Origin of the sequence: Mesorhizobium sp. M1307 (genome assembly GCF_040318155.1) — a bacterium.
Lineage (GTDB): Bacteria > Pseudomonadota > Alphaproteobacteria > Rhizobiales > Rhizobiaceae > Mesorhizobium.
Map to the genome: position 1 here is coordinate 91786 of NZ_JAMYLR010000013.1, position 23398 is coordinate 115183.

At 60.3% G+C, this 23398-nt stretch carries 23 protein-coding genes and 4 pseudogenes; 17 read left to right on the top strand and 10 right to left on the bottom strand.

Annotation, left to right across the window (positions count from 1 at the left end):
* Positions 1-149: 149 nt before the first annotated feature.
* On the bottom strand, positions 150-2615 hold the full coding sequence (locus tag NKH16_RS17300) for an adenylate/guanylate cyclase domain-containing protein (protein ID WP_352900684.1): 2466 nt from the start codon (positions 2613-2615) through the stop codon (positions 150-152).
* Positions 2616-2689: 74 nt separating this feature from the next.
* Here NKH16_RS17300 and NKH16_RS17305 point away from each other — a divergent pair, with 74 nt between their 5' ends.
* The gene (locus NKH16_RS17305) at positions 2690-3943 is read left to right on the top strand and encodes a YcaO-like family protein (RefSeq protein ID WP_352900685.1); all 1254 of its coding nucleotides are present in this window, start codon (positions 2690-2692) and stop codon (positions 3941-3943) included.
* Positions 3944-4062: 119 nt separating this feature from the next.
* On the opposite strand, the gene NKH16_RS17310 is transcribed toward NKH16_RS17305, so the two are convergent.
* Complete coding sequence (locus NKH16_RS17310) at positions 4063-4338, bottom strand: site-specific integrase (RefSeq protein ID WP_352900688.1); 276 nt, start codon at positions 4336-4338, stop codon at positions 4063-4065.
* A gap of 424 nt (positions 4339-4762) precedes the next feature.
* Between NKH16_RS17310 and NKH16_RS17315 the strand changes: the two are divergent.
* Positions 4763-5038: pseudogene (locus NKH16_RS17315) on the top strand (glycogen debranching N-terminal domain-containing protein); the annotation flags it as partial.
* Positions 5039-5178: 140 nt separating this feature from the next.
* Here NKH16_RS17315 and NKH16_RS17320 read toward each other — a convergent pair.
* Positions 5179-5721: pseudogene (locus tag NKH16_RS17320) on the bottom strand (CNNM domain-containing protein); the annotation flags it as partial.
* Between the two features lie 372 nt (positions 5722-6093).
* Between NKH16_RS17320 and NKH16_RS17325 the strand changes: the two are divergent.
* The 5 genes and pseudogenes from NKH16_RS17325 to NKH16_RS17345 all read left to right on the top strand — a co-directional run bounded on the left by NKH16_RS17325 (position 6094) and on the right by NKH16_RS17345 (position 10615).
* The gene (locus tag NKH16_RS17325) at positions 6094-6624 is read left to right on the top strand and encodes an ABC transporter ATP-binding protein (protein WP_352900690.1); all 531 of its coding nucleotides are present in this window, start codon (positions 6094-6096) and stop codon (positions 6622-6624) included.
* Positions 6625-6841: 217 nt separating this feature from the next.
* Positions 6842-6948, top strand: a pseudogene (locus NKH16_RS17330) (transposase); the annotation flags it as partial.
* A 100-nt stretch (positions 6949-7048) separates the two neighbouring features.
* Positions 7049-8056 carry an AI-2E family transporter gene (locus NKH16_RS17335; protein ID WP_352900692.1) on the top strand — a complete coding sequence of 336 codons (1008 nt, stop codon included), beginning with the start codon at positions 7049-7051 and terminating at the stop codon, positions 8054-8056.
* Between the two features lie 1193 nt (positions 8057-9249).
* A complete protein-coding gene (locus NKH16_RS17340; protein WP_352900750.1) occupies positions 9250-9879 on the top strand; it encodes a DUF1007 family protein in 630 nt (209 codons plus the stop codon).
* 22 nt (positions 9880-9901) lie between these two features.
* The gene (locus tag NKH16_RS17345; RefSeq protein WP_352466347.1) at positions 9902-10615 is read left to right on the top strand and encodes a HoxN/HupN/NixA family nickel/cobalt transporter; all 714 of its coding nucleotides are present in this window, start codon (positions 9902-9904) and stop codon (positions 10613-10615) included.
* Positions 10616-10780: 165 nt separating this feature from the next.
* On the opposite strand, the gene NKH16_RS17350 is transcribed toward NKH16_RS17345, so the two are convergent.
* The 3 genes from NKH16_RS17350 to NKH16_RS17360 all read right to left on the bottom strand — a co-directional run bounded on the left by NKH16_RS17350 (position 10781) and on the right by NKH16_RS17360 (position 12750).
* Positions 10781-11569, bottom strand: a complete 789-nt coding sequence (locus tag NKH16_RS17350) for a hypothetical protein (protein WP_352900695.1) — start codon at positions 11567-11569, stop codon at positions 10781-10783.
* A gap of 11 nt (positions 11570-11580) precedes the next feature.
* Positions 11581-12231: a HupE/UreJ family protein gene (locus NKH16_RS17355; RefSeq protein ID WP_352900753.1), complete on the bottom strand. Its 651-nt coding sequence runs from the start codon at positions 12229-12231 to the stop codon at positions 11581-11583.
* Positions 12232-12366: 135 nt separating this feature from the next.
* Entirely contained in the window at positions 12367-12750 is a 384-nt protein-coding gene (locus NKH16_RS17360; protein ID WP_352720463.1) for a hypothetical protein, read from the bottom strand.
* 104 nt (positions 12751-12854) lie between these two features.
* Here NKH16_RS17360 and NKH16_RS17365 point away from each other — a divergent pair, with 104 nt between their 5' ends.
* Genes NKH16_RS17365 through NKH16_RS17380 form a run of 4 tightly spaced genes read left to right on the top strand, consistent with a single transcriptional unit; the run spans position 12855 to position 16315 of the window.
* Entirely contained in the window at positions 12855-13136 is a 282-nt protein-coding gene (locus NKH16_RS17365; protein ID WP_352900698.1) for a metal-sensing transcriptional repressor, read from the top strand.
* 8 nt (positions 13137-13144) lie between these two features.
* Positions 13145-14482, top strand: a complete 1338-nt coding sequence (locus tag NKH16_RS17370) for a cation diffusion facilitator family transporter (protein WP_352900701.1) — start codon at positions 13145-13147, stop codon at positions 14480-14482.
* 60 nt (positions 14483-14542) lie between these two features.
* Positions 14543-15865 carry an MFS transporter gene (locus NKH16_RS17375; RefSeq protein ID WP_352900704.1) on the top strand — a complete coding sequence of 441 codons (1323 nt, stop codon included), beginning with the start codon at positions 14543-14545 and terminating at the stop codon, positions 15863-15865.
* Positions 15866-15874: 9 nt separating this feature from the next.
* Positions 15875-16315 carry a YqaA family protein gene (locus NKH16_RS17380; RefSeq protein ID WP_352900707.1) on the top strand — a complete coding sequence of 147 codons (441 nt, stop codon included), beginning with the start codon at positions 15875-15877 and terminating at the stop codon, positions 16313-16315.
* 102 nt (positions 16316-16417) lie between these two features.
* Here the strand turns inward: NKH16_RS17380 and NKH16_RS17385 are convergent, their stop codons facing one another.
* Positions 16418-16636, bottom strand: a complete 219-nt coding sequence (locus tag NKH16_RS17385) for a hypothetical protein (RefSeq protein ID WP_352900709.1) — start codon at positions 16634-16636, stop codon at positions 16418-16420.
* On the opposite strand from NKH16_RS17385, the gene NKH16_RS17390 reads away from it, so the two are divergent.
* The 3 genes from NKH16_RS17390 to NKH16_RS17400 are packed head-to-tail and all read left to right on the top strand — an operon-like array spanning position 16626 to position 17984.
* Positions 16626-16871: an ABC transporter substrate-binding protein gene (locus tag NKH16_RS17390; protein WP_352900712.1), complete on the top strand. Its 246-nt coding sequence runs from the start codon at positions 16626-16628 to the stop codon at positions 16869-16871. The genes NKH16_RS17385 and NKH16_RS17390 overlap by 11 nt on opposite strands.
* An 11-nt stretch (positions 16872-16882) precedes the next feature.
* A complete protein-coding gene (locus NKH16_RS17395; protein ID WP_352900756.1) occupies positions 16883-17353 on the top strand; it encodes an ABC transporter substrate-binding protein in 471 nt (156 codons plus the stop codon).
* Positions 17354-17381: 28 nt separating this feature from the next.
* The gene (locus tag NKH16_RS17400; RefSeq protein WP_352900714.1) at positions 17382-17984 is read left to right on the top strand and encodes an ABC transporter permease; all 603 of its coding nucleotides are present in this window, start codon (positions 17382-17384) and stop codon (positions 17982-17984) included.
* Here the strand turns inward: NKH16_RS17400 and NKH16_RS17405 are convergent.
* Both NKH16_RS17405 and NKH16_RS17410 read right to left on the bottom strand, forming a co-directional pair.
* Entirely contained in the window at positions 17981-18187 is a 207-nt protein-coding gene (locus NKH16_RS17405; protein WP_352900717.1) for a hypothetical protein, read from the bottom strand. The two genes, NKH16_RS17400 and NKH16_RS17405, sit on opposite strands and share 4 nt — an antisense overlap.
* Before the next feature lie 37 nt (positions 18188-18224).
* On the bottom strand, positions 18225-18695 hold the full coding sequence (locus NKH16_RS17410) for a chromate resistance protein ChrB domain-containing protein (protein WP_352900718.1): 471 nt from the start codon (positions 18693-18695) through the stop codon (positions 18225-18227).
* Positions 18696-18820: 125 nt separating this feature from the next.
* On the opposite strand from NKH16_RS17410, the gene NKH16_RS17415 reads away from it, so the two are divergent.
* The 3 genes and pseudogenes from NKH16_RS17415 to NKH16_RS17425 form a co-directional block, all read left to right on the top strand.
* On the top strand, positions 18821-19798 hold the full coding sequence (locus NKH16_RS17415; protein ID WP_352900720.1) for a chromate resistance protein ChrB domain-containing protein: 978 nt from the start codon (positions 18821-18823) through the stop codon (positions 19796-19798).
* Between the two features lie 9 nt (positions 19799-19807).
* Positions 19808-21217 carry a chromate efflux transporter gene (chrA, locus tag NKH16_RS17420; RefSeq protein ID WP_352900722.1) on the top strand — a complete coding sequence of 470 codons (1410 nt, stop codon included), beginning with the start codon at positions 19808-19810 and terminating at the stop codon, positions 21215-21217.
* Positions 21218-21298: 81 nt separating this feature from the next.
* A pseudogene (locus NKH16_RS17425) lies at positions 21299-22517 on the top strand (MFS transporter); the annotation flags it as partial.
* Positions 22518-22538: 21 nt separating this feature from the next.
* Here the strand turns inward: NKH16_RS17425 and NKH16_RS17430 are convergent.
* Positions 22539-23081 (bottom strand): hypothetical protein, encoded by a 543-nt coding sequence (locus NKH16_RS17430; protein WP_352689185.1) that lies wholly within the window; start codon positions 23079-23081, stop codon positions 22539-22541.
* Positions 23082-23398: the final 317 nt, after the last annotated feature.

Genomic DNA, 23398 nt, shown 5'->3' on the forward strand with positions numbered 1-23398 from the left:
CCGTTAGATCAGCCGGCGGGACCTGCTTTTGGGGACCGCCGGCCATTGATCGCGCCATGGCCCACTGAGCCAGTCAACACCTCACTTGTCCCTAAAACGAAACGACCAGTCTCAAAGGTGAGCGCGGATCGCGCTATTGTTTGCGAGGATCATTCTGCCTGGCATAGTTGCTCCAGATCTCGCCGATCCTCGTCCCGCTTGATGGGGAAGGCTTCTACAAACCAGCGCAAGATGTCCTTCGGCGTCGGGGGCCTGGGCCCTGCCCAGGCCGCAGTAATAGACGTGTGCAACTGCATAAGCGCCGCACGAGCGTCATCCGTTCTGCCCAGCTTGCGCAGGGCGGCAGTTTTCCAACCGGCGGTGTCGACGATTGCATTCCTCGACCGGTCGGCCGCCTCTACAGCGCCTTCGAAATCCCCAGCAAAATAGCGGATTACCGCGATGTGAGACCATTGATAGTCCAAAAACATGGATGTCAGAACCATCGCACGCTCTAGGAACTGCGTAGCTGGATCGACGCGGCCCATGAAAGCCATACCCAGAGCGGCCGACACCAAAGTTTTCGGACTGTTAGGGTTGAGTTCAGCGGCTAGTTCGTAGTGCACTTCCGACTGTTCGAAGTGTCGGGTCATGGCTGTTGACCAAGCGACGACCAAATGATTGCGTGCGTCCAGGGGATCGAGGGCCACAGCGCGCTGGGCCAGTTCAGCCGTCCGCTTGGTTATGGAAGGATCGGCAGCAATTCCGGGTCGGATGAACTGCCGTGCATTGTGGATGCTGGCCAGACTGGCATAGGCGGGAGCGAAGTTCGGGTCGGCAACGATTGCACCTTCGAACAGCCGTTCGGCCTCGTCGTCGGCATCTGGTGCCCAGCGAGTTAGTAAATCCTCGCCACGCAACCAAGCATCATAAACACCGAGGTTTTGCGGGAGGCCCCTGACTTGCCGGGACAGCCTGTCATGTGAAAGGTAAACCTCTAGAGTTGAAGCGATCTTTCCGACTAACTGCTTCTGCAGAGATAGCCAGTTGCCGAGCGAAAACCTAAAAGACTCACTCCAAATGACTTGGTTCGTGTTGGGATCGCCTACCGATACGACCAATTGCATATCATCTTGGTAGTCCACGCATTGGGCCGTCAGTAGATAGTCCGTGTCGGGACCTTCGATCGCGGCATCCTTCAACTCGATGACTGTGAACTCCCGAAATTTGGACAAATTGACGATTAGTTCCGAGCGGAATCCCCATACCAGAAGAGAGATTTTCTTAGTTCGCGTCTCGAATTTTCCGACCGCGAGCGTTGGCGCGGGTCCGCTCGGCCGCAGTGGTTTCCCTCTGCTCAACAATTGCGGGCCGGGACCCTTAAGCGCCTCTGCCAAAGCCGTCGTTTCCATGCTAGGCAGCAACTGATATCGTTCGCGCAGAAGATCGCGCAGATTTTCATAGACGCGCATTGCAGCGGCGACATTGTGCAGTTCCGCATGGTGGCGGATGAGACAGCGCGCAGCGCCTTCATGGCTAGGTTCGAGGACTAAGAGGGCATTTGCTGACCTGCGCATTGCAGGTTCGGATATCTCGAAGCGTTCCAGCATGGCCTCTAAGGCCTCCAATGCGTGGTCACGCCAGTTGTGCCTGGTCACACTCAGCCATGCGCTGAATAGGTCGCTGGTGTCTTCTAAGCCATATAAGATCGCCTCGGACCAATCCGATCGTTTGAGCAGCAGGTCGTCAATCTTGCCCTCTCCAAGATCGTTCAACATGCGAACGACATCGACGGTTATGCGCGAGGGGCTCAACCCGATAATACTTCCGCGTCTGAGAATTCCTGCCTTGGAGCCACCTGCAATTGATCTTTCTGCGATCTGTAGGCAGTTCGCCATCGCACGCCGAGCGGCTACCGGGCCACGTTCTGGCCAGATCAAGGTAGCCAGCCGGTCATGCACCTCCTGAAAATTGCGGGACAGTGCGAGGTATCCAATCAGTGCCTGCGCTTTCGGGGAACGCAATGCGATTGCTTCGCCATCTTCCCTGTAAAGGCCAAGCCCATCGATGACCGAAATCAGTCGCTGATGGCCGTTGTCCAGGACATCAGCAAGGTTGGAGGCAACCACGTTGTAGAGCGTCAGCGGCTCAGGCATGTTCTTCAAAGCGGGCCGCCCGGCGAACCGAAACCGCCACCGCCCGGTGTTGCGGGCCGCCCAATAGACGTCTTGCGTGACACACACACCGCCTGGCTCGGCCATAGCCTGCACCCGAGCAGCCACGTTTATCGCATGGCCGAACACGTCGCCGTCACGGCGATGAACCTCTCCAATATGCAATCCGATCCGGAACCGACTGTAAAACGCTCTGCTGTCTAGGAGGTCAGCTAGGCTACCCTGCATGAAAATGGCGTAGTCGATGGCGTTCGATACACCGTCGAACAGTATCAGGACCCCGTCGCCGGTCGTCTTGATGAACTCGGCGCCGAATTCCTCGCAATGGGTTTGGAAGAGTTGGAAACACTGCGAAACGAGATCCAGTGTTCCAAGTTCGTCGGCCGCGGTTAGCTGGCTATATTGAGCCAGATCCGCAAACAGGATTGATTTAAGGGTCGCTCGCTCCGGTCTCGCTTGCATAGTCGCCGCTGATGCCCTGTCGAATGTGTTATTCTGCTCCCCAATGCAGGCTTAGTCGACGATACAACGAACTGATGGCAAATGCTTTCATAGATGGGTGTAGCGAGCTCGCCAGAGTCGGCGAGCTGTTCGACGTAATTAACCTGCCTGTGACGGATGTTCCGGCTCACTTCGCTATCGCGATCCCTAAGAATGTTTTGTTGCAAGTGCCGGTAACGCCGCGCTCAGCAATGCCCGAAACTGGCAGGCTGGCGAGCGGCCGAGGATTGAGCATGGGCGACTGCCGAGCGAGTTGCCTTGGCGAGGCAGCCGAACTCTTCAGTTGCTGCTCATGGGGTGATGAGCCGTTGATCACCGCTACAGTCGACGAGATCGGGTCAGCGGCAATCGCTCCTGAAAGCCTGAACGGCTTCAGTTCCCATCAGATCGTCGCCCGCGATGTATGGAACAAAGAAAATATTGGCTTTGATTGGCGACCGCCGATCAGGGATGAATCTGCCGCGCTGGACTGGCTGAAGGTTGAAGATGCATTTGGGGGGGATGGGGCGTTCATACCAGCAGACTTTGCTTTCATAGGACGGAAAGAGGCCGGCGAGGAGGGCGCGGTCGCCATCGGCGATAGCAGTGGGTGCGCTGCAGGGCCTAGTGCGGACGCCGCGAAACTGGCTGCTATCTTGGAGCTAGTCGAGAGAGATGCGACAGGTCGCTGGTGGTATGGAAGAAGGCAGCGCCAAATAATTGATCCGTCCTGTCTCTCGGGCATCGATGCTCTTGTTGATTGGCTGTGGGATCGCGAGCGTCGAACCTGGCTCTTCGACATTACCTCGGACATTAACATCCCGGTGATTGCCGCCGCTTCTGCTGAACCGGAAGGCAAAGACGTCTCGCTAGGCTTTGCTGCGGGCAAAAACCTACAGTCCGCTGCGACAGCTGCCTTGACGGAGATGCTTCAGATGGAGATTTCGCTCGGGGCTTCACGAGCGCTTGGCGACGAAGCTGGCGCTTGGTCGCGATGGCGAGAGAAAGCCTCTATGAAAACGCCACCTCTGAATATGGCCCCGATCCAACACGTCGCGCCAAGTCTACCTCATCCAGCGGTTGAACGTGACCTATCGGACGTACTCAACGCCTTGGCGCATAGAGGAATCGATTTGTGGTTTGCCGAAATGACCCGCGCGGAAATCGGGATTCCCGTGTTTCGCGCCGTATCTACCCTGCTTTGTCACTACAAACCACGGTTCGGACGCGCACGTCTCTTTGCTCCCGATGCCCGCGATCTAAGCTTCGATACCGGCTCTCCCGCCGACCAGCCGTTGCTTTTAGTTTAGTATTGGCAGCATGAGGGAGGACCTCCACCCAGGATGGTCTAACCTTTAGGTCTGCACCGGTCTTTCCCGCCGCAAACGGTAGGTCTCGTTCATTTGGTGGCTGCCCGTCGGGCATTCGGTCACTGCACGATGCCCATTAGGTGCTCGCTGCAGGTCTGCAATGCGGCACGCTTTTCTGCCAGATAGTCGTGCTTATTGTAGGTCTTCTGCAATCCCGGCTTTACGTGGCCAAGCACCGCGTAGCGGACCTCCTGGTTGAAGCCGAGATGTGCCAGGCGTGTCTCGCATTTCACGCGAAAGTCGTGGATGCGGTAATGCTGAAGGGTCGCAGCCTTGTCGCCAAGCTCCTCACGCAGATGATTCTGGGCCGCATCGTCCAGCGCTCGCGTAACCAAGGCGTGACGGGTGCGCTTCGGTAGCCGGCTTGTAGGATCAGCTCGTGAACAAGGTGTTTGGCAGTCACTTTGTCGGGTCGGCAGTTCGTCCAAACGTTCATACAAGGCCTCCCACCTCAGCGAGAACCCAAGGGAATATTCATGATCCTCTGTCGGAAAAATCAAGAAGAATGTTTGATAACTTCTGAGTGGGAATCAGGGGGACAAGCCACGAAGCGAGCCTCTATACTCTTTGACCTGACGCTCAGCCAGCCGGCTAAGGACCTTCTTCGGTCGGCCCCTGTTTGGCCCGATCAATAGCCGCAAGTAATGACTGTAGGGTTGGCGGCAGTTCTGGTTCGACCCCCAGATTTAAGAACGTTTGTACGTGATGACGATAGCCTTCGGAACGGATCAGTTTCCGAAACGCTTCGGAGACAGACTGATGGTCTGCTTTGTTGCTCGTTGTCATGTTCGGGAAGTCCGTCCCAATGAGCCGCAACTCGCCCGCAACGAATGGGTTCCATCAGGAGGCCGGAATATTTGGTTGAAATTTCTGAGCGGGAGATCGGATAACTGGCTCGCGCAAAGACCCCCCGTTGCTCAAGCGCATTACTTCACCAACTACTTCGCGCGCGAGATTGCGTTGCCGGTCCGTGTCGACTTCGATGCCGATTTCCGAGACATGTTCGAGGTGCGCGGCACCACGCGTAGCCATCGCGGTCGTGCCTATGACGCGCTGACTGGTGAGGCAAGCGTCACATTCGGTACGAAGGGCTTGATAATGTGGCGCGCCAGTCGGTCATTGCGGAGCCGGATCAGGTGCATTCCAGTTACGCCGAGTTCCGCATTGTCGTGCCGAGCCGTGACCGCAGGATCCTCCATCTGGACGTTGCCGAGACCATTCAGCATTAGAATCGCCGGCCTGAGCAGAAAGAGGAACAGACCGAGCGGACGCACGACCCAGAGCGCAGTGTCTTCGCTGCGCTGGAGCGCCAGACTCTTTGGTGCGAGCTCGCCAAGCACGATGTGAAGCGCGGTGATCATGATGAAAGCGATCGCGACGGCGACAGTGTGTGAGCCCGCACTCGCCAACGACCCGAGCAGCCCGATCAAGAGAGGCTCGACGAGATGCGCGAGAGCAGGTTCGCCGATCCAGCCGAGTGCCAGCGATGAAATGGTGATGCCGAGCTGGGTCGCCGCCAGATTGGCATCGAGATTGTCGACGGCCCGCTGGAGCGCTGCCGCGTTCAGCCGCCCAGCCGCAGCGAGTTCGGCAACTCGGCTTCGGCGCACGGCGACCAAGGAAAACTCGGCGGCGACAAAGAAGCCGTTTGCGGCCACGAGTAGGAGAACCGACAAGATTCCAAGAATGTCGCTCAAACTGCCATCGCCTGTCGGCATGATATCCTCTTAATGACGCTATTGGATACTTCTCTGAAGCGCAAATGATGGCATTGCGCAATCGCTATCAGCATCACGATCGCCAGAAGCATAATCCCCTGATGGCGATGGTGGTGCATCTACTAGCGACTGATCACGGTGCGGTCGAATACGTTGAATGCGGCAAAGTGCGTGGTCCAGCCTGGCTTGCAGCGCGGGTCATGTACCGACGCGCCCCATTCTTGGCGTGGATGCGCAGATCACATGAAGGCAGACGCCACACGCAGCCCGGCGATAAAACTCAAATGATTGGGCTTGAACTGCTGACGGTAACAGGGCTGAAGCCTGGGCGAACGCTATCCGCATCAGCTCTCCGGCGGACACTAGCAGCGCGTGGCGCTGGCCCGCGCGCTGGTCTATGAGCCGAACGTGATTCTGCTCGATGAGCCGCTGTCAAATCTGGACACCAAGTTACGCGAAGAAGCGCGGATCTGGCTGCGCCGCCTCATCACCAATCTCGGGCTATCGGCGCTGTGCGTCACCCATGATCAGGTGGAAGCGATGGCGCTCGCCGACCGCATCCTGCTGCTCAACGGCGGCCAGATCGAACAGGACGGAACACCCAAGCAAATCTACAACAAGCCGAAGAGCCTGTTTGCAGCAGAGTTCATGGGTGCCAGCAATCGCCTTGACGGCGTGGTCACCGCCATCAACGGCAACCGTGCGGAAATTGTCGCCAACGGCATCCATCTTGTGGGCAGCGCCCAGCAGGAGCTGACCGTCGGCGCCAAAGTCACGGCACTCGTCCGGCTTGAGCGGGTGACGTGGTCCGGGGAGGACGGCCCTGGACGTATCGCCATGACCTGCGTCGAGAGCCTTTCCTTGGCGATCGGCATGAAGTCATTTTCGAAAGCAATGACCTGACCATCCGGAGCTATTCCCGGGACGCCCTTCCGTCCGGCCAATACCATGTCGAATTCCGGTTCGAGGATCTGATGGTCTTCGCGGCGGAATGAACTTCGGCGTTCACCACCAAGAGGATCATTCTTGCCGACCGGCATGACATTCTCGAGCGGCTGACCTGCCACGGGCAATTTCCTCCACCTGAGATTAGAGTCCGGCTCGATTGAAGGGCGGACTGATGAAAAGAAAGCGGTTTACGGAAGAGCTGATCATCGCGGTCCTGCGTGAGCATGAGGCGGGGCAAAAGCGGGCGACCTGGCGCGCAAGCATCGGACCTCCGAGGCGGTTAGCCTTACACACGTGTTGAACGCGTGTTCGCTTGCGCATCACCGGGTATCAAAGCAAATATACCCGGAGAGGACTTGGCTGCTTCTGCAGGTGAAAAGTGCTGACTTTCTCACGGTTCTATCTCGCGTCGTGTCTGCTCGCGCTCATTGCGCTCGTCGCCGTTCTCGAACTCGGGCTGCTTCCGGCACTGCTTTCGGGCCTTCTCGTGTTCAATCTCGTTCATTTCGCTGCACCGATGCTCCATCGAATCGGCGTTTCCAACAGCGTGACGAAAAGCCTTGCGCTGACCTTGGTGGCATTGATTTTCACGCTCCTGATAGCCGCCGCTATCTTTAGCGGCATGTCGCAATTGACTGGCGGTTCGGAGAACGTCGTGACGCTCCTCAAGAAGATGGCCGAGATCATCGATACCGCGCGCGTCCATCTCCCGACCTGGGCGATGGCCTATTTTCCATCAAACATCGAGGAACTGGAAGTCTTCGCGGCCCGGTGGCTCCGCGAACATGCCGGCCAGCTTCAACTCGTCGGGCGGGATGTCGGCATCCTTGTGGTCCACATTATCGTCGGCATGGTGATCGGCGGCTTGATCGCGGTGAGCTCGGCGGCGCCATCGCGCGAGCCCGGCCCACTGGCGGTCGCGCTGGCAGATCGTGTCAACATTCTGAGCAAGGCCTTTCGCAACATCGTGTTCTCGCAAATCCGGATTTCGGCGTTGAATACGTTTCTGACGGCGGTCTATCTCGTCGCTGTTCTGCCGTCCTTCGGCATCGATCTGCCATTCATCAGGACAATGATAGCGCTGACTTTCGTCGCCGGCCTTCTGCCGGTCATCGGCAATCTGATCTCCAACACGGTGATCGTGGTTGTCAGCCTTAGCATCTCCTTCCTTGCAGCACTCGGCTCGCTTGCCTTTCTCATCGTCATTCACAAGCTCGAATACTTTGTAAACGCCAAGATCATCGGTTCGCGGATCAATGCGCGTGCCTGGGAGCTACTTCTGGCGATGCTTTTTATGGAAGCCTGGTTTGGTATGCCAGGTCTTGTCGCCGCGCCGATCTATTATGCCTATCTGAAGGCTGAACTGACGATGCGCGGGCTAATCTAGGGTTGGGCAGGTGGCGATTTGACGACGCAAGCAAGGTGGCCAGCACCAGCCGGCCAGCGTTCATCGCTCCTTTGATCCCCACCCTGGTGGAGAAGCCTCCCGAGGGCCGAGGGATGGACACACAAGTTCGACGGCTACCGCGGGTCTTCAATGCGGACCGCGTCCGGAGAATAACTGGCGAATGATACTACGGGGCGACGGCGCAGCCGCCGACAGTCGGATGGAGGTCGATCTCGTCGCAGCCGCTGGGCCCGCTACTCTTGACTAACGTGCCAGAGGGTCCATTTTTTGACCCTGCGGTGTGCTGATGTCGAAGCCCCTCTTTATCCCGGCGCTCGCTGCTATATGCCTGAGATCGCCGCTGGTGCGTGCCGATAATGTCGATCTGGCGTTGGAAGCTTTTCACGGTATTTGTGTTGCCCATGGACCTGACTTCGAACGAACCGTCCTGCGGCCAGGAGACGCGGATGGACTCCGTTGTCTGGCGACGCAGCACTTGCCCCGTCGATGACGTAGACGCCCTCCAGGGCTTGGGAGGCGACCGGTGACGACCTTTCCGGCCAAACCATGATCGCGGTGACAAAAGCCACCTTGAATGGCAAGTCCGTGCAAACTTGCTCCATAAAGCTATTCGATGTCGACCGCGCGGCATTCGAGGAGCGTTTCTTCGCCGGACGGATGCCGAAACAATCGGCGAGGACAGAAACGGAATGCAAGTTTCCAAACTCTACATAAACTCTACATATTGACAGCCGGCAATCGCAAGCAGCTTGTCCATTTGCCGTTCCCGAGGTCCCGGATCACATCGAACACGGTCATTGCAAGCTCGATCGCGGACGACTGGGGTGGATCAGCTGGTGTTATCTGCACGGGACGCGGGGCTTTTTGCGTTTGCAAGGAACTCGCGATAGGAATGCTCTGAATCGATCAGGAGCAGGAAATTGAGCGATCGGCAAAAGATTATCTGGATGATAGTGCTGGCAATCCTTGCTGGTATCGCGGTGATCATGCTCAAACATTCGCTGAAGGGCGACCTTGGGTAGCTGCCTCCTTAAATGAAGCAACACAGCCCTGATCGATCAAGGTTGGTATGGGCTTTGGCCCGTCCCATTTCGGCCTGCTTGCAATGGCAGGTGTCCTGCCTGATGCGGAATCGACGAGCGAAATGTGAGCGAAAAGTGCAACTCACAGGCATGGTATCCGGCGCGGCGCTGTTGCTCGCTTCGGCCGCGGCAGCGAACGCCCATCCGCATGTCTTTGCCGAAGCGAAGCTGGACCTGACCGTCGGTCCAGACAGCACGGTCAAGTCGCTTCGGCATCTCTGGCGTTTCGACGACCTCTTTTCCAGCACTGTGCTGATGGAATTCGACAAGAATTCCGACCTTGTCCTTGATGCGAAGGAACTCGATGAAGTCGCTCTCACCATCCATGCCTCGTTGGCCGAGTACAACTATTTTCAGATGGTGACCTTGAACGGCAAGGACGTGACGATGGCGCCACCCCCGAAGTTCAGCGTCAGCTATGAAAACGATCAACTCGTCGTCCAGTTCGAAACGCAGCCGAAGGACCCGTTGGCCCTTGCTGGAAAAGTCAGTATCGGTGTCTACGATCCGACCTTCTACACGGCAATCGACTTTACCGACGACGACAAGCTTGCGGTGGCCGGTCTGCCGCAAGGCTGCTCACGTTCCGTCGTCCGTCCAGATCCGGACACGGCCATCGCGCAGAACCAGAAGAGCCTGACAGACGCGTTCTTCAGTGATCCGACGGGGACCGATCTCGGCAAGATTTTCGCGACGCGCCTCGAATTGACGTGCGGCTGACCCCGGAGCCGGTTCGATGGCCATGTTCCAGACGCTGGTCGAATTCCAACGCACGATCTACCTGGCGTTGGCCGAGCAGATCAAACTGCTTGCGGCCGGCGGCGGTTGGCTGGCGTTCACGGCCTTTCTGCCCATGGGCATTCTGTTCGGTGCGGCGCATGCGCTGACGCCGGGCCATAGCAAGGCTGTCCTGGCCACCTATCTGGCAGGATCGGACGCCAGCGTCCGGCGTGGGCTTCTGGTGTCGCTGACACTCTCCTTCACGCATGTAACGATTGCCGTGCTGATCGCGGCGCTCTCGTTGCCGTTGGTATCGATTGCCCTGGGCAGTGTTGGCCGCGCCCCGCTGCTGGAAGACGTCAGTCGGGGCCTGCTTGGCCTGATCGGCATTTGGATGCTCTGGCGCGCATTGAGCCACGGCCATCACCACAAGCATGAGGGCGAGGCCGTCGGCGTCATGGCCGGCCTGATCCCATGCCCGCTGACGCTTTTCGTGATGACCTTTGCGATATCCAGAGGCGTTCCGGTCGCCGGCATTCTTTTCGCAATCACAATGATGGCCGGCGTGGCGCTGACGCTGTCTTGCGTTGCGGTGCTGTCGATCCTGTTTCGTGAACGTCTGGTGCATTTTTTCGATAGCCGGCCACGCCTGTTCGATGCCATTTCCCGAGCCATTGAGGGCGCTGCCGGCTTGGCGCTTGCCGGCGTAGCCGTTTGGCAAATCTCGTCGGGCTGAAATGCCGTGAACCAGATCGAGCGATGGATCAAGACCCGTTTACCTGAAGGTCAGCCGTGTCTTCGTCGCGGCGCAAAGCTTCGACGCGCATCTGCGCTCGTCGGTGGAACAGACGGATAGGTGACGCCCGACGAGTCGAAGTGGCGCCGGGCGACCCTGTATGCGCTAGATCATACGCTTGATGTCGATGTAGTCGCCTTCAGTCTGGATCGTCAGGGTCACGTCGCTGTCACCGCGGTTGCGCCAGAACCAACCATGATTTCCATCGAAGGCGGCTTCAATGGCACCTTCGTCAGCTGGAACGCTGCGACCCTTTTCATAGCTGACGGACTGACCGCCGCCATCGCCGTGCGTCTCGAAGTTCACCACGCCGCCGTCAGCTGTCCAGGAAAAGTTTGCCTTGGCGCCCTGCCGCATCACGAGCTTGACTTCGGCACCCTGGCCTGGCGCCAACGTGAAGGATAGCTCGTCTTGCCTTCCATCTGGCTGGATCGGGGCTTCCGAGGTTGCTTCGGCGGCAGGCGTTATAGCAATGGCCGGAGCCTCGGCAGGAGCGATCTCTCCAACTGTCACATTGTCTTGGGATACGGCCTCCCCAGTTGGCGACGGCTGCAAAGCAGGCCGTTCGGCGGTCAGGGCGACGAGGAGGTTTTCAATTCGGTCCATGCGCGCCATCAACTCGGCCGGAGGGACCATTTGCGTCATCCGCTCGGTTGGTGCCTTCGCGCTGGCCATTTCGTCGGCTGCCGCCTCGGCTGCCAGCTGTGTCTTGATTTCGCCCATTCTGGTGAGGCCGAGCAATCTGCCTGCTCCGGTCGGGTCGATCGCATACTCGGACGGCATGACGACCGTGATGACCAATGCGAAAGCCGTCAGCGCGGCAATGAAGGTGGAGCGCTTCAGCTGCGCTGACGTCGGCAAATCGGCGCGGCTGGGAAGGTCGGTGTTGTACATGATTCGGTTCCTTATGCGGCGACGAACAGGCCGGTGAGCTGATATCCGATCAGCAGGAAACCAGCCGTCATCATGATGACGTTTGCGGTATAGGCGTGGCGCCAGAAACTTCGTGTCCGGCGCCAGTAGCCCATCACGATCAGGATGGCGCCAAGAGCCAAGAGCTGCCCGATCTCGACGCCGACATTGAAGGCCAAAAGGTTGGCCACCAGGCCGTCCGGCGAGATGTTGTATTCGATGATCTTCGTCGACAGGCCGAAACCATGGAAGAAGCCGAAGACCAGCGTCGCGATCTTGGTGTTCGGCTGGAAGCCGAGCCATCTCTGGAAAGCGCCCATATTGTCCAGCGACTTGTAGACCACGGACAGCCCGATGATGGCGTCGATTATGTAGCTGTTGATGCCGACGTTGAAATAGACGCCAAGCAGCATGGTCGTGGAGTGGCCGAGCGCGAACAGGCTGACATAGATGCCGATATGCTTCATCCGGTAGAGGAAAAAGATTACCCCGAACAGGAACAAGATGTGGTCGTATCCGGTCACCATGTGCTTGGCGCCGAGATAGATGAAGGGCAGCACGTTGATGCCCGAGATTTCCTGGATGTAGCCCTTGTCGCCGGCAGCGACGGCATGGGCAAAAGCTGCTCCGGTCAGCACCGGCAGGGTCAGGAGAGCGATAAGCAGGGGAAGGGCGGGCCGCCAACGTTCGCGACACGAGCGTGACCGGCCCCGGTCGAAGGGTCCTTGCACAAGATTTCCAATCTTCGTCGTTGAGGGTGGCCGCGTGAGCGGCCGCGATCATGCGGCGAGGAATGGTCTCGGCGGTCGCTCGAGCCGGAATGTCGTGCCCGGATCGATGAAAGTCGGCGGATAATTCAGCCAGCCCCGCTCGACCTGTGGAACGGTCGGTGCGAAGTCGGAGGGTGTACTCGCCGTCTCGTGCGAGTGGTCTGCCGCATTGTGCCCGTGAAAATGGTCAGAGCCCTGCTCACCCGAAACGCCATCATCGTGTGCATGGTCATGATCTTCGATCTGCGCGGCGGCTCCGCCGTGACGTTCAACCGCGGTGGCAATCGCGATCGGATCGTGTGAGGTCGAATAGCCGAAAGGACGGAGCACGCCGAGCATCATCGCTAAAGCGATGACCAGACAAAAAACTGTGCTGTGGATCCGATTCGGCATGAACGGCGATTATTCTCTAAAATCCTAACGAATGGTTTTTGCTACATTAAAATCGAGGCCTCTTTGAGGCTTGCATATCCACTCCAGGAGGATAGTATCGAAACATGGGCGAGCAACGTCACATCCACGAAACCCATCCCGATATCGTCAAACGCCTGAAACGGGCCGGCGGACATCTTAGGGGTGTGATCGACATGATCGAAGCAGGCCGGCCCTGCCTCGATCTCGCCCAGCAGCTTCATGCGGTCGAGAAGGCCATTTCGCAAGCCAAGAAGACCCTGATCCAGGATCATCTCAACCATTGCCTTGAAGACGTTGTCGGGCCCTTGGCGCGCGAGCAGCGCCGCTCGATCGACGAGTTCAAGGACATCACCAAGTACCTGTGAAAAGCGCCATGATGGACAACGTTCGCGACTGGCTTGGGTTTGGCGCGATGACGCATGGCATGGAGGGGCACGGACACGACCACGCTGATGGTGGCCATGGCCACACCCATGGCGTCATCGATCCGACGATCGCCACGACGACGCGCGGCATCTGGGCGATCAAATGGTCGTTCGTTGTTCTGGCGATCACGGCAGCGCTCCAGCTTGTGGTCGTGTTCCTCTCCGGCAGCGTGGCGCTGCTGGCCGACACGATCCACAATGTCGGCGACGCGGTCACGGCGATCCCGCTGTGGATCGCGTTCGTGCTGGCCCGCCGCAAACCGAGCAAGACGTTCACCTACGGACTGGGCCGCGTAGAGGATCTGGCCGGGATCGTCATCGTTCTCATCATTCTTTTCAGCGCCATCGTCGCTGGCTACGAGGCGATCGACCGCCTGATCAATCCGCGGCCCATCGCATTTCTTGGCTGGGTCGCCATCGCCGGCCTCATAGGCTTCATCGGCAACGAAGCGGTCGCCGTATTTCGTATCCGCGTCGGGCGAGAGATCAATAGCGCTGCGCTGATCGCGGACGGCTACCATGCTCGCACCGACGGCTTTACCAGCCTGGCGGTCGTGCTGGGCGCTATCGGCGTCTGGCTGGGCCTGCTGCTTGCCGATCCGATCATCGGACTTCTGATCACTGTGGCGATCTTCGCCATCGTCTGGCAGTCGTCGAAAGCGGTGTTGACCCGCATGCTGGACGGTGTCGAACCTGGCATCGTCGATGACATCCATCACGCTGCCGAGCACATATCCGGCATCGAGCATGTCCATAGCGTGCAGGCACGCTGGATCGGACATCGTCTGCATGCCGACGTCGCGGTCAGTGTACCGGAGACGGCGACGGCCAAGGAGGTGCTGGGCGTAACCGAAGCCCTCAAGCAGGAGTTGTTCGCTCACTTGCCGGCGTTGGCGGAAGCCAATGTCCGCCTGGTGAGCCCGGCCGGGCCCGCCGTCACTGGCGCGGAAACCTCTCATGCTCACCATCATGCGCCGGAGCCCTTCAAGGTCGCCTGCGATCTGGCTGAAGGGACATTGGAAATCGTCGATACACCGGCTGGCGAGCGGATGCGGCTGACCATCGATCGCCACGCCGACGATCTGACGGGGACGGTGATCATCGATCGACCCGAAGGGCCAGAGACGCTTCGCCTCGAGCCCGCCGCTGACAACCATCATCGGCTTGAGAGCACCGTCGCCCCTGCCGAGCCGCATGAGTTCCAGGCGAGGTTGATCCTGGCCGCGAAGGGTCGCGAGCAGGTGCTGCCGTTCAAGATGGTCGAGCCGGAAGGTCACCATCACTGAGACAGGCAGGCCGTTCGCGCCAGTTCTCGACGAACCGACATCCGCTGCAAGAAGACAAATATGCTTCAGGTCCTGGCCAATCGCACTTACCGTCATCTCTTCCTGGCCCAGGTCATCGCCCTGATCGGCACCGGCCTTGCCACCGTGGCGCTCGGGCTGCTGGCCTATGATCTTGCCGGCGCCGATGCCGGCGCGGTGCTCGGCACGGCGCTCGCCATCAAGATGATCGCCTATGTCGGCGTGGCGCCTGTCGCCGCTGCGTTCGCCGAGCGCCTGCCGCGTCGCACCATGCTGGTTTCGCTCGACCTCATCCGGGCTGCGGTCGCGGTGTTCCTGCCCTTCGTTACCGAAGTCTGGCAGGTATATCTTCTCATCTTCGTCCTGCAGTCGGCGTCGGCAGGCTTCACTCCGACCTTCCAGGCCTCGATCCCTGACGTGCTGCCCGAGGAGAAGGACTACACGCGGGCCCTGTCGCTGTCGCGACTGGCCTACGACCTGGAAAGCGTCGTCAGTCCCATGCTGGCGGCGGCGCTGCTTTCCGTCATCAGCTTCCACGGCCTGTTCGCCGGTACGGTTGTCGGCTTCCTGGCGTCCGCGGCGCTGGTCGTCTCCGTGGTGCTGCCCAGCCCGCAAGCCTCGGAGCCGCGCGGCATCTATGAGCGCACGACGCGCGGAATCCGCATCTATCTGGCGACGCCGCGATTGCGCGGGCTGCTGGCCCTTAACGTTGCCGTCGCGGCGGCAAGCGCGATGGTGATCGTCAACACGGTCGTCCTGGTGCAGGCGCAGTTCGGCCTCTCGCAAAGTGACACGGCGCTGGCGCTCGCAGCCTTCGGCGGCGGATCGATGATTGCAGCCCTTGCCCTGCCGCGGCTGCTGGAGAACGTCCCGGACCGGGTTGCGATGCTCTCGGGCGCCGCGATCCTGGTCGCGGGCGTGCTGGTGGGACCGCTCGCCGGCAGCTACTATCTGCTGCTGCCGCTCTGGTTCGTGCTGGGGCTCGGCTATTCGCTGGCGCAGACGCCTTCGGGCCGATTGATCAGGCGTTCCGCCGATGCCGTCGACCGGCCCGCTCTGTTTGCTGCCCAATTCGCGCTTTCGCATGCCTGCTGGTTGATCAGCTATCCCATTGCCGGCCGCCTCGGTGCGGCGATGGGATTGCCCTTCACCTTCATTCTGCTCGGCATCATTGGCGCCGCAGCCCTGCTTGCCGCGATCTGGCTCTGGCCGAAACACGATCCCGACGTGCTTGTACATACGCATGTCGATCTGCCTGAGGACGACCGGCACATCGGCGACGCAGTATGGTCGGAAGCGGGCTATGAGCATTCGCATGGCTACGTCGTCGACGATCGGCACCCGAAATGGCCCACGGCAAGCTGAGAGCTCGAAATGCTTGGCGAGCTCGCCATCTATGGCGGTCTTTTCCTGACCGCGTTTGCCGCGGCGACCATTCTGCCGATGCAATCGGAAGCAGCGCTTGCGGGACTGCTTCTGACAGAAAGCTATGCTCCGGCTCTGCTCATCGCCTCCGCAAGCGCAGGCAATGTGCTCGGCTCGATCGTCAACTGGTGGCTCGGCCGGGGGATCGATCGCTTTCGCGACCGCAAATGGTTCCCGGTAAAGCCCTCGGCGTTGGCGCGCGCGACGCGATGGTATCAGCGCTATGGACGATGGTCGCTGCTGTTGAGCTGGTTGCCTCTTGTCGGCGATCCGCTGACGGTTGTGGCGGGAGCGCTGCAGGAGCCATTCTGGAGCTTCCTTGCGATCGTCACGATCGCGAAGGTCGGCCGCTACCTCGCGCTGGCGGCGATGACGCTGAGCTGGATTTAGCGCTTGTCGAGACCCGCGCCGGCACGGCGACATTACCCGAGACGGCGCTTTCCTTTGCCGGCCGCAACGCTGCGCGCCAACTTGGATTTGCGTCGCATATGTCTATACAAATGGGAATGCATGTGTACAATCGCTACCAACAATCAAAAAAGGGGAACTGAAATGATCACTCTCGACCGCCGCAATTTCCTTGTTTCCACCGCCGGCCTTGCCTTCGCCGCCGCGCTGCCACGCACCGCCTTTTCCGAAACCAACGACACGCTGAAGATTGCCATCGCCGCGGAGACCGGTGATCTCGAGCTGCTGCAGAATGGAGGTCATCGCCGACAAGGCCGTTCGCGATGCCGTCTATGCATCGGTCGACCGCGCGGCGATCGCCAAGGTCCTGTTCGAGGGCTTTGCCGACCCGGCCGCCGATCTGTTCCCAGCGAATGTGCCCTCGTCGGCCAAGCGGCATGACGTGCCGGTGCGTGATGTCGCGGCGGCCAAGAAGATCCTCGCCGATGGCGGCTGGGTCGACAGCGGGGTGCCTGGACCAAGGCTGGCTCTCCTCTGACCATCGACTTTCTGGTTTCCGAAGAGTCCCTACCGGGATCGCGGCGCATCGCCGAAATGGTTCAGGGCCAGTTGTCCGAGGTCGGTTTCCAGGTCCAGGTCTCTTCTGTCGACAACGCCACCATGCATGAACGACGCCCCGCCTTCGACTATGATCTCGCTTTCTTCACTACCTATGGCGCTCCCTATGACCCTCACGGGACCCTTGGCAATGCTTTCGTCTCGACGGCGGACAGCGGGCCTGACGGCAAGATCTATGTCTCGGACGCGCTCGACGGCGTAGTCAAGGCTGCGCTCGAGGCGAGCGGCGCCGAACGCGACCTGAAGATGCAGGCCCTCTACGACTGGCTCTACGACAACACCGCCATCTGTCCGCTCGTCGTCAGCCAGCGGCTGTGGGCCCACAATCCGCGCGCGGAGAATTTCTCGCTTCCGGCGACCGACTATGACCTGCCGTTCAAGGCGATAACGCTGAAGGCCTGAAGAGTTCGAGCCCAAGCGAGGCCTGACGATGAAACGCACGATCCTGCGACGGATGTTGCTTGCCTGCCTTTTGATCCTGGCGGCATCCGCGCTGACATTCGCCCTGGTTGCGGCGGCTCCGGGCAATGTTGCGGCGCTCATTGCCGAGCGTGCGGCAGGTCCCGGCGCTGACGCGCAAATGATCGCCAAGATCGGCAACGAGCTCGGTCTCTACGACCCGTTGCCGATCCGCTACGGACGCTGGCTTTCCGGCGCGTTGGCCGGCGATTTCGGCATATCGCTGCGAACGGGAAAGCCGATCTCGTCGGAGTTTGCCGCCCGCATCCCGATGACGGCGGCTCTGCTTGCCGGCGGCGGCGTTCTCGCCTTCATTCTCTCGATCACGCTCGGCATTGCCGGCGCCGTCAGCAATGGCGGCTTCATGGACAGGTTCCTCCATGCATTTTCGCTGATCGGCGCGTCGACCCCGAACTTCTTCATGGCGGCGCTGCTGGTCATCGTGTTTTCGGTGATGCTCGGCTGGGTACCCACCTTCGGGACCAGCGGCTTCACCTCATGGCTTCTGCCGTGGGTGACGATCGCGCTGTTCCCGGCCTCCGTACTCAGCCGTGTCGTTCGGGTCAACCTCTAGGAAGCGATGTCGCGGCCCACGCCGTCGAGCGAAACCTTCAGGTCCGTTCGTGGCAACCCGACCCGGTAGACGCCGCCAGGCATTTCCGTTCCGGCTTTGCCCAGTGTTTGCGCGACTGTCTGCCAATTGGATGCCGCCGATGCCGGTTCCAGCAGCGCCGAGACCGCGATCAGCATCGCGCCGCTCACGAGTTTTGCACGCATGGGAGTTCTCCTTGATCTGCCCCCATCGCCCAGCTTTTCAAGCCACGGCCGGTTTCATGGCAGGTGGCCAACTATGCGTTTCCGCCTTGCGGCGCGAAGCCCAGGCATAGAGCGCGTCGTAGATGACGAAGCCGTGCTTGAGCACTTCCTGGTCGTCGGGCGTCACGTCCCTGAGCCCCATGGAGATCGCAAGCAGCCCCGCCGACTGTGGAGTAAGATCGTGCCGATCCGTGTCGGCGCCGCGAACGATCGAAGCGATCGTCACGATGGCTGGATCGCGCTCGAGGCCGTATTTCGAGACGAAGGTGTCGAAACTGCAGCCGTCGCCGACATGCGTGAATTCGACGCCCGGCACGTCGTACGGTGTGGCGCCCGTTTCCTCGGCAACACAGATCACCTGATCGGGTAGCACGAACAGGAATTCGGACTCCTTGTCGATGAAGCGGGCGATCAGCCAGGGGCAGGCAATGCGGTCGATGACCGGACGTTCGCGGGTAACCCATTTCACAGCGTTGTCTCCCTTGTTTTGGCAACAAGCCCAGGCGGCCCACTGCCATAAGGAGGTCAAGGCTACGCCCGAATATGAAATGATACAAGTGTTGCATTTATTTTTGCACGTGATACGGTTCACTTATGAGTGAGGGGGAAACGACGGAACAGCGCTGGCTGCTCCTTATCCATCGGCTGCCGAGCAAGCCGGCCTATTTCCGGGTGAAGATCTGGCGGCGGCTGCAAGGCATCGGCGCGGTCGCGGTAAAAAGCACCGTCTATGCACTGCCGGCCAATGCCGAGACGCAGGAGGATTTCGAGTGGCTCCTGAAGGAGATCGTCGCGGGTGGTGGCGAGGCGATGGTGTGCGAGGCGCGTCTCGTCGACGGATTGTCGGATGCCGAGGTCCAAGCGCTCTTCGATGCGGCGCGTGATGCCGACTATGCGGAGATCGCCAAGGAAGCGCGTGGTCTCGCCGCCGAGATCGGCGCGAACGCCACGCCGGAAAAGCGTGCGGAGACACGGTCGCAGCTCGGCCGAATACGCAAGCGGCTCGCCGAGGTGGACACGATCGACTTCTTCGGCGCCACAGGTCGCCTCGCGGTCGAGGGTTTGCTCGGCGAGCTCGAGACGCATCTCGTGGAGGACCGGCCCATGACCGAGGAGTCAAAGGCGACTGAGCCGATTACTGACCTCAAGGGCCGGATCTGGGTGACACGCCGCGACGTGCACGTCGACCGGATGGCCTGCAGCTGGCTAATCCGCCGCTTCATTGATCCAGACGCCGTCATCCGCTTCGTCCCGGGCAAGAGCTATGCGGCAAAACCGGGAGAGCTGCGCTTTGATATGTTTGACGGTGAGATAACCCATGAGGGCGACCGCTGCAGCTTCGAGGTGCTGCTCACCCGGGCCGGGCTTGACGACCCGGCGCTGCAGGCCATCGCCGAGATCGTCCATGATATTGACCTCAAGGACGGCAAGTTCGGGCGCGACGAGACGACGGGCATTGCCAGCCTAATCGCGGGCATCGCCATGACGAATAAGGGCGACGAGCAGCGGATCGGGCAGGGCGGCCCGGTCTTCGACAATCTCTACCAGTATTTCCGCCAGAAGCGCGGGTGAGGGGAACCAATGACCAGCGTCCATGCCGTCCATCCGAATGCGCTGGGGGATGAACCTTCGCATGGCATCCCCTTCCGCGAAGCAGTGCGGGTCTGGGCGCGAGTCGCTGCATTGAGTTTTGGTGGCCCGGCCGGCCAGATCGCGGTAATGCATCGCATCCTCGTTGAGGAGAAGCGCTGGATCGGCGAGACGCGATTCCTGCATGCGCTGAACTACTGCATGCTGCTGCCAGGACCGGAGGCCCAGCAGCTCGCCGTCTACATCGGGTGGCTCCTGCATAAAACCCGAGGCGGGCTCGTGGCCGGCACGCTGTTCGTACTGCCCGGCGTCCTCGCCATCATGGCGCTGAGCTGGATCTATGCAATATTTGGCAATGTCGGCGCGGTGCAGGCGCTTTTCTTCGGTCTGAAGGCCGCCGTCCTCGCCATCGTGCTCGAGGCGGTTATCCGGGTCGGCAAGCGGGCGCTCAAGAACAAAGTCATGATAGGCCTCGCCGCCGCCGCCTTCATCGGGCTCTTCCTGTTCCATGTCCCATTCCCGCTCATTGTCCTGACGGCCGGAGTGATCGGGTACGTCGGCGGGCGGGCCGGGCTGGCAGCTTTCATGGCGGGCAACGGCCATGGCAAGGTCGGCGGCAAGCAGGTCGCCGACGCGGAATCGGCGCTCGGCGAAGGCATTCCTGCCCATGCTCGCCCGCCGGTCAGCTGGTCGTTGAAGATCGGAGGCGTGTTTCTGGTGCTATGGCTGGCACCTGTCCTCGGCTTTTTCGTGCTGTTAGGGTCCGGCAATGTCTTCGCCGATATCGCGGTCTTTTTCTCGAAGATGGCGGTCGTGACCTTCGGAGGCGCCTACGCCGTCCTTGCTTACGTGGCGCAGCAGGCTGTCGATACCTATGGCTGGCTGAAGCCTGGCGAGATGCTGGACGGCCTCGGCATGGCGGAGACGACGCCTGGCCCCTTGATCATGGTGACCCAGTTCGTCGGCTTCATGGGCGCGTTCCGGGCGCCGGGATCGCTTAATCCACTGCTCGCCGGAACGCTGGGCGGCCTGCTAACCACCTGGGTCACCTTCACGCCTTGCTTCCTGTGGATATTTGTTGGTGCGCCATTTGTGGAAACTCTGCGCAGCAACAAGGCCTTGTCCGCCGCGCTGGCGACCATCACGGCGGCCGTGGTGGGCGTGATCCTGAACCTGGCGGTGTGGTTCGCGCTTCACGTCCTGTTTGGATCACTGCGCGAGGTCAAAGGATTCGGCATGACATTCGATGTGCCCGTGCCCAGCTCCGTCAACATCGCGTCGCTCGTCCTGACATTGGGTGCGCTGCTAGCGGTGTTTCGCTTCAAGATCGGCATGCTCCCGGTGCTCGCCGGCTGTTCGATCCTCGGGCTGCTCTACGGGATGGCGACAGGAGCGATCTAACCCGTGCAGCCAGCGCCGCTTACCAGGGGTAAGGAGGCATCGTTGACGTTACAGCGGCTCGTTCACGGCTTGCGCAAAGCTATTCCGAAGCGGCGCTTCAGGCTCCTTCCCGTCGGTGCTGAGCCGACTGCTGCGAACCTGCTGATATCAAGGGGACTGCGGGCGTTCAGTGACGGTCTGGTCAGCATCCTGCTTCCCGCCTATTTGGCCACGCTCGGCTTCGACGCCTTCGAGATCGGAACCCTGTCGACGGCGACGCTCGCCGGTTCAGCCGTCCTCACCCTGGCCGTTGGGATCGTCGCGCATCGCTTCTCCCGTCGTGCCCTGCTGACCGCAGCGGCTGTCCTGATGATAGCCACGGGGATCGTGTTCGCTGCAGTTCGCGACTTCTGGCCGCTGCTTCTCATCGCATTCGTCGGCACGCTGAACCCATCTTCAGGGGACGTCAGCGTGTTTCTACCGCTCGAACATGCGCAGCTTGCTCAGAACGTCACCGACCGCGGCCGCACGGCGCTCTTTGCGCGCTACAGCCTCATCGGCTCCCTCGCCGGCGCCGTCGGGGCGCTGGCCGCCGGAGCGCCCGACTTTCTCCGCGACGCCATCGGTCTGGAAACAGGCCCTCCAGGCAGCTTTTCTACTTTATGCCTCGCTTGGGTTGGCGGCGGTGCTCCTCTATCGGCGGCTGCCGAGTGACGCGCCTGACGCAAACAGAGTGTCGGCACAGCCATTGCGCAGGTCTCGCTCCATCGTTCTAACGCTCGCCGCACTCTTCAGCCTCGATGCTTTCGCAGGCGGCTTCGTCGTCCAGTCGTTGTTGGCCCTCTGGCTCTTTCAACGGTTCGGCCTGTCGCTCGCCGCCGGCGCAATCTTTTTCTGGACGGGAGTCCTTTCAGCTGCGTCCTATTTGGTCGCTGTGCGAATTTCCCAGCAGATCGGACTCATAAACACGATGGTGTTTACGCACCTTCCGTCGAGCCTCTGTCTGGTGCTCATCCCGTTCATGCCGAGCGTCGCTCCGGCTATCGTTCTTCTGCTGATTAGAAGCGCGCTGTCGCAGATGGACGTGCCGACCCGCACATCGTACGTCATGGCCGTGGTGACGCCCGAAGAGCGGGCTGCCGCGGCGAGCATCACCGCCGTCCCGCGCAGCCTCGCGGCGGCCGCCAGTCCAGTCCTCGCAGGGGCTCTCCTTGCCGTCTCCAGCTTCGGCTGGCCTCTGATCATCGCCGGTGGGCTGAAAATTATCTACGACCTTCTGCTGCTCGCGACATTTCGCAGTGTTCGCCCTCCAGAGGAGCACGGGGGCGGGAGGAATGACATGTCAGTCGGCCATGATCGAACTGGCAACGACGCGCGGGTTTCCTGGTGGCGTTGAAGGCACGACCACCAGCCGGACAAATTGCTTACGTCCGCCGGCAACGAGGATGTAGAGACGCGAGAACTCCTCCGTATCGCGATCTTCGGCAATCTTCTCGGCATCCGTACGGGTGAAGAAACTCTTCCGAAATGCTTCTTGATCGACATCGGGAAATGCCAGCGTACACGTCTGCACCGGTTTGCCGCTCATCGTTGCCTTGGTGGTGCCGATGATGGTTCCTGCTGGCAATCCTTCCTCCGCTTCGGCCACCAGCCATGCCTCCACTGAGGTTGGATTAGCGATTGGCGCGAGTTCGGCGAAGCCTGCTTCGGCAATAAGTGTCCACCTGCGTTCGTGCGCGGTCTCTATCATGCGCTCGAAATTGGGACCCTCGGCCAGACAGGTACGGTGAAATTGTTCGACAGCCTGATCCGCATCACTGGCGGCCTGCGCCGGCGACATCGTCAGACCCAAGATGGTCCCTGCCAACGTTAGAAATCGGAACATGTCTATCTCGCGTAGCTGATGTGGACGAACCACTTATCCTGAACGGGCTACGACACTCGTTGTTCCGGACTGTCGGCGCCTGCATGGCCGGTATCTTGATGGAGGCGCGAAGCGCCTGCGCAGTTGATGCAATGTTCAGGCATCTGGCAACTGATGGAACCATGCCGCACTGGGTTTCGATGACGGACCCTGCTACAGACCCACTCACACCGCCGGGCGGGACCATTCGATCTCGTGCTGAGTTCCTGGAGACATCTCCCGGCGCTCGCCGAGGAACCTGCATGTCGTGCTCGCCGGCAACCAGCGCCGGTGGTTTT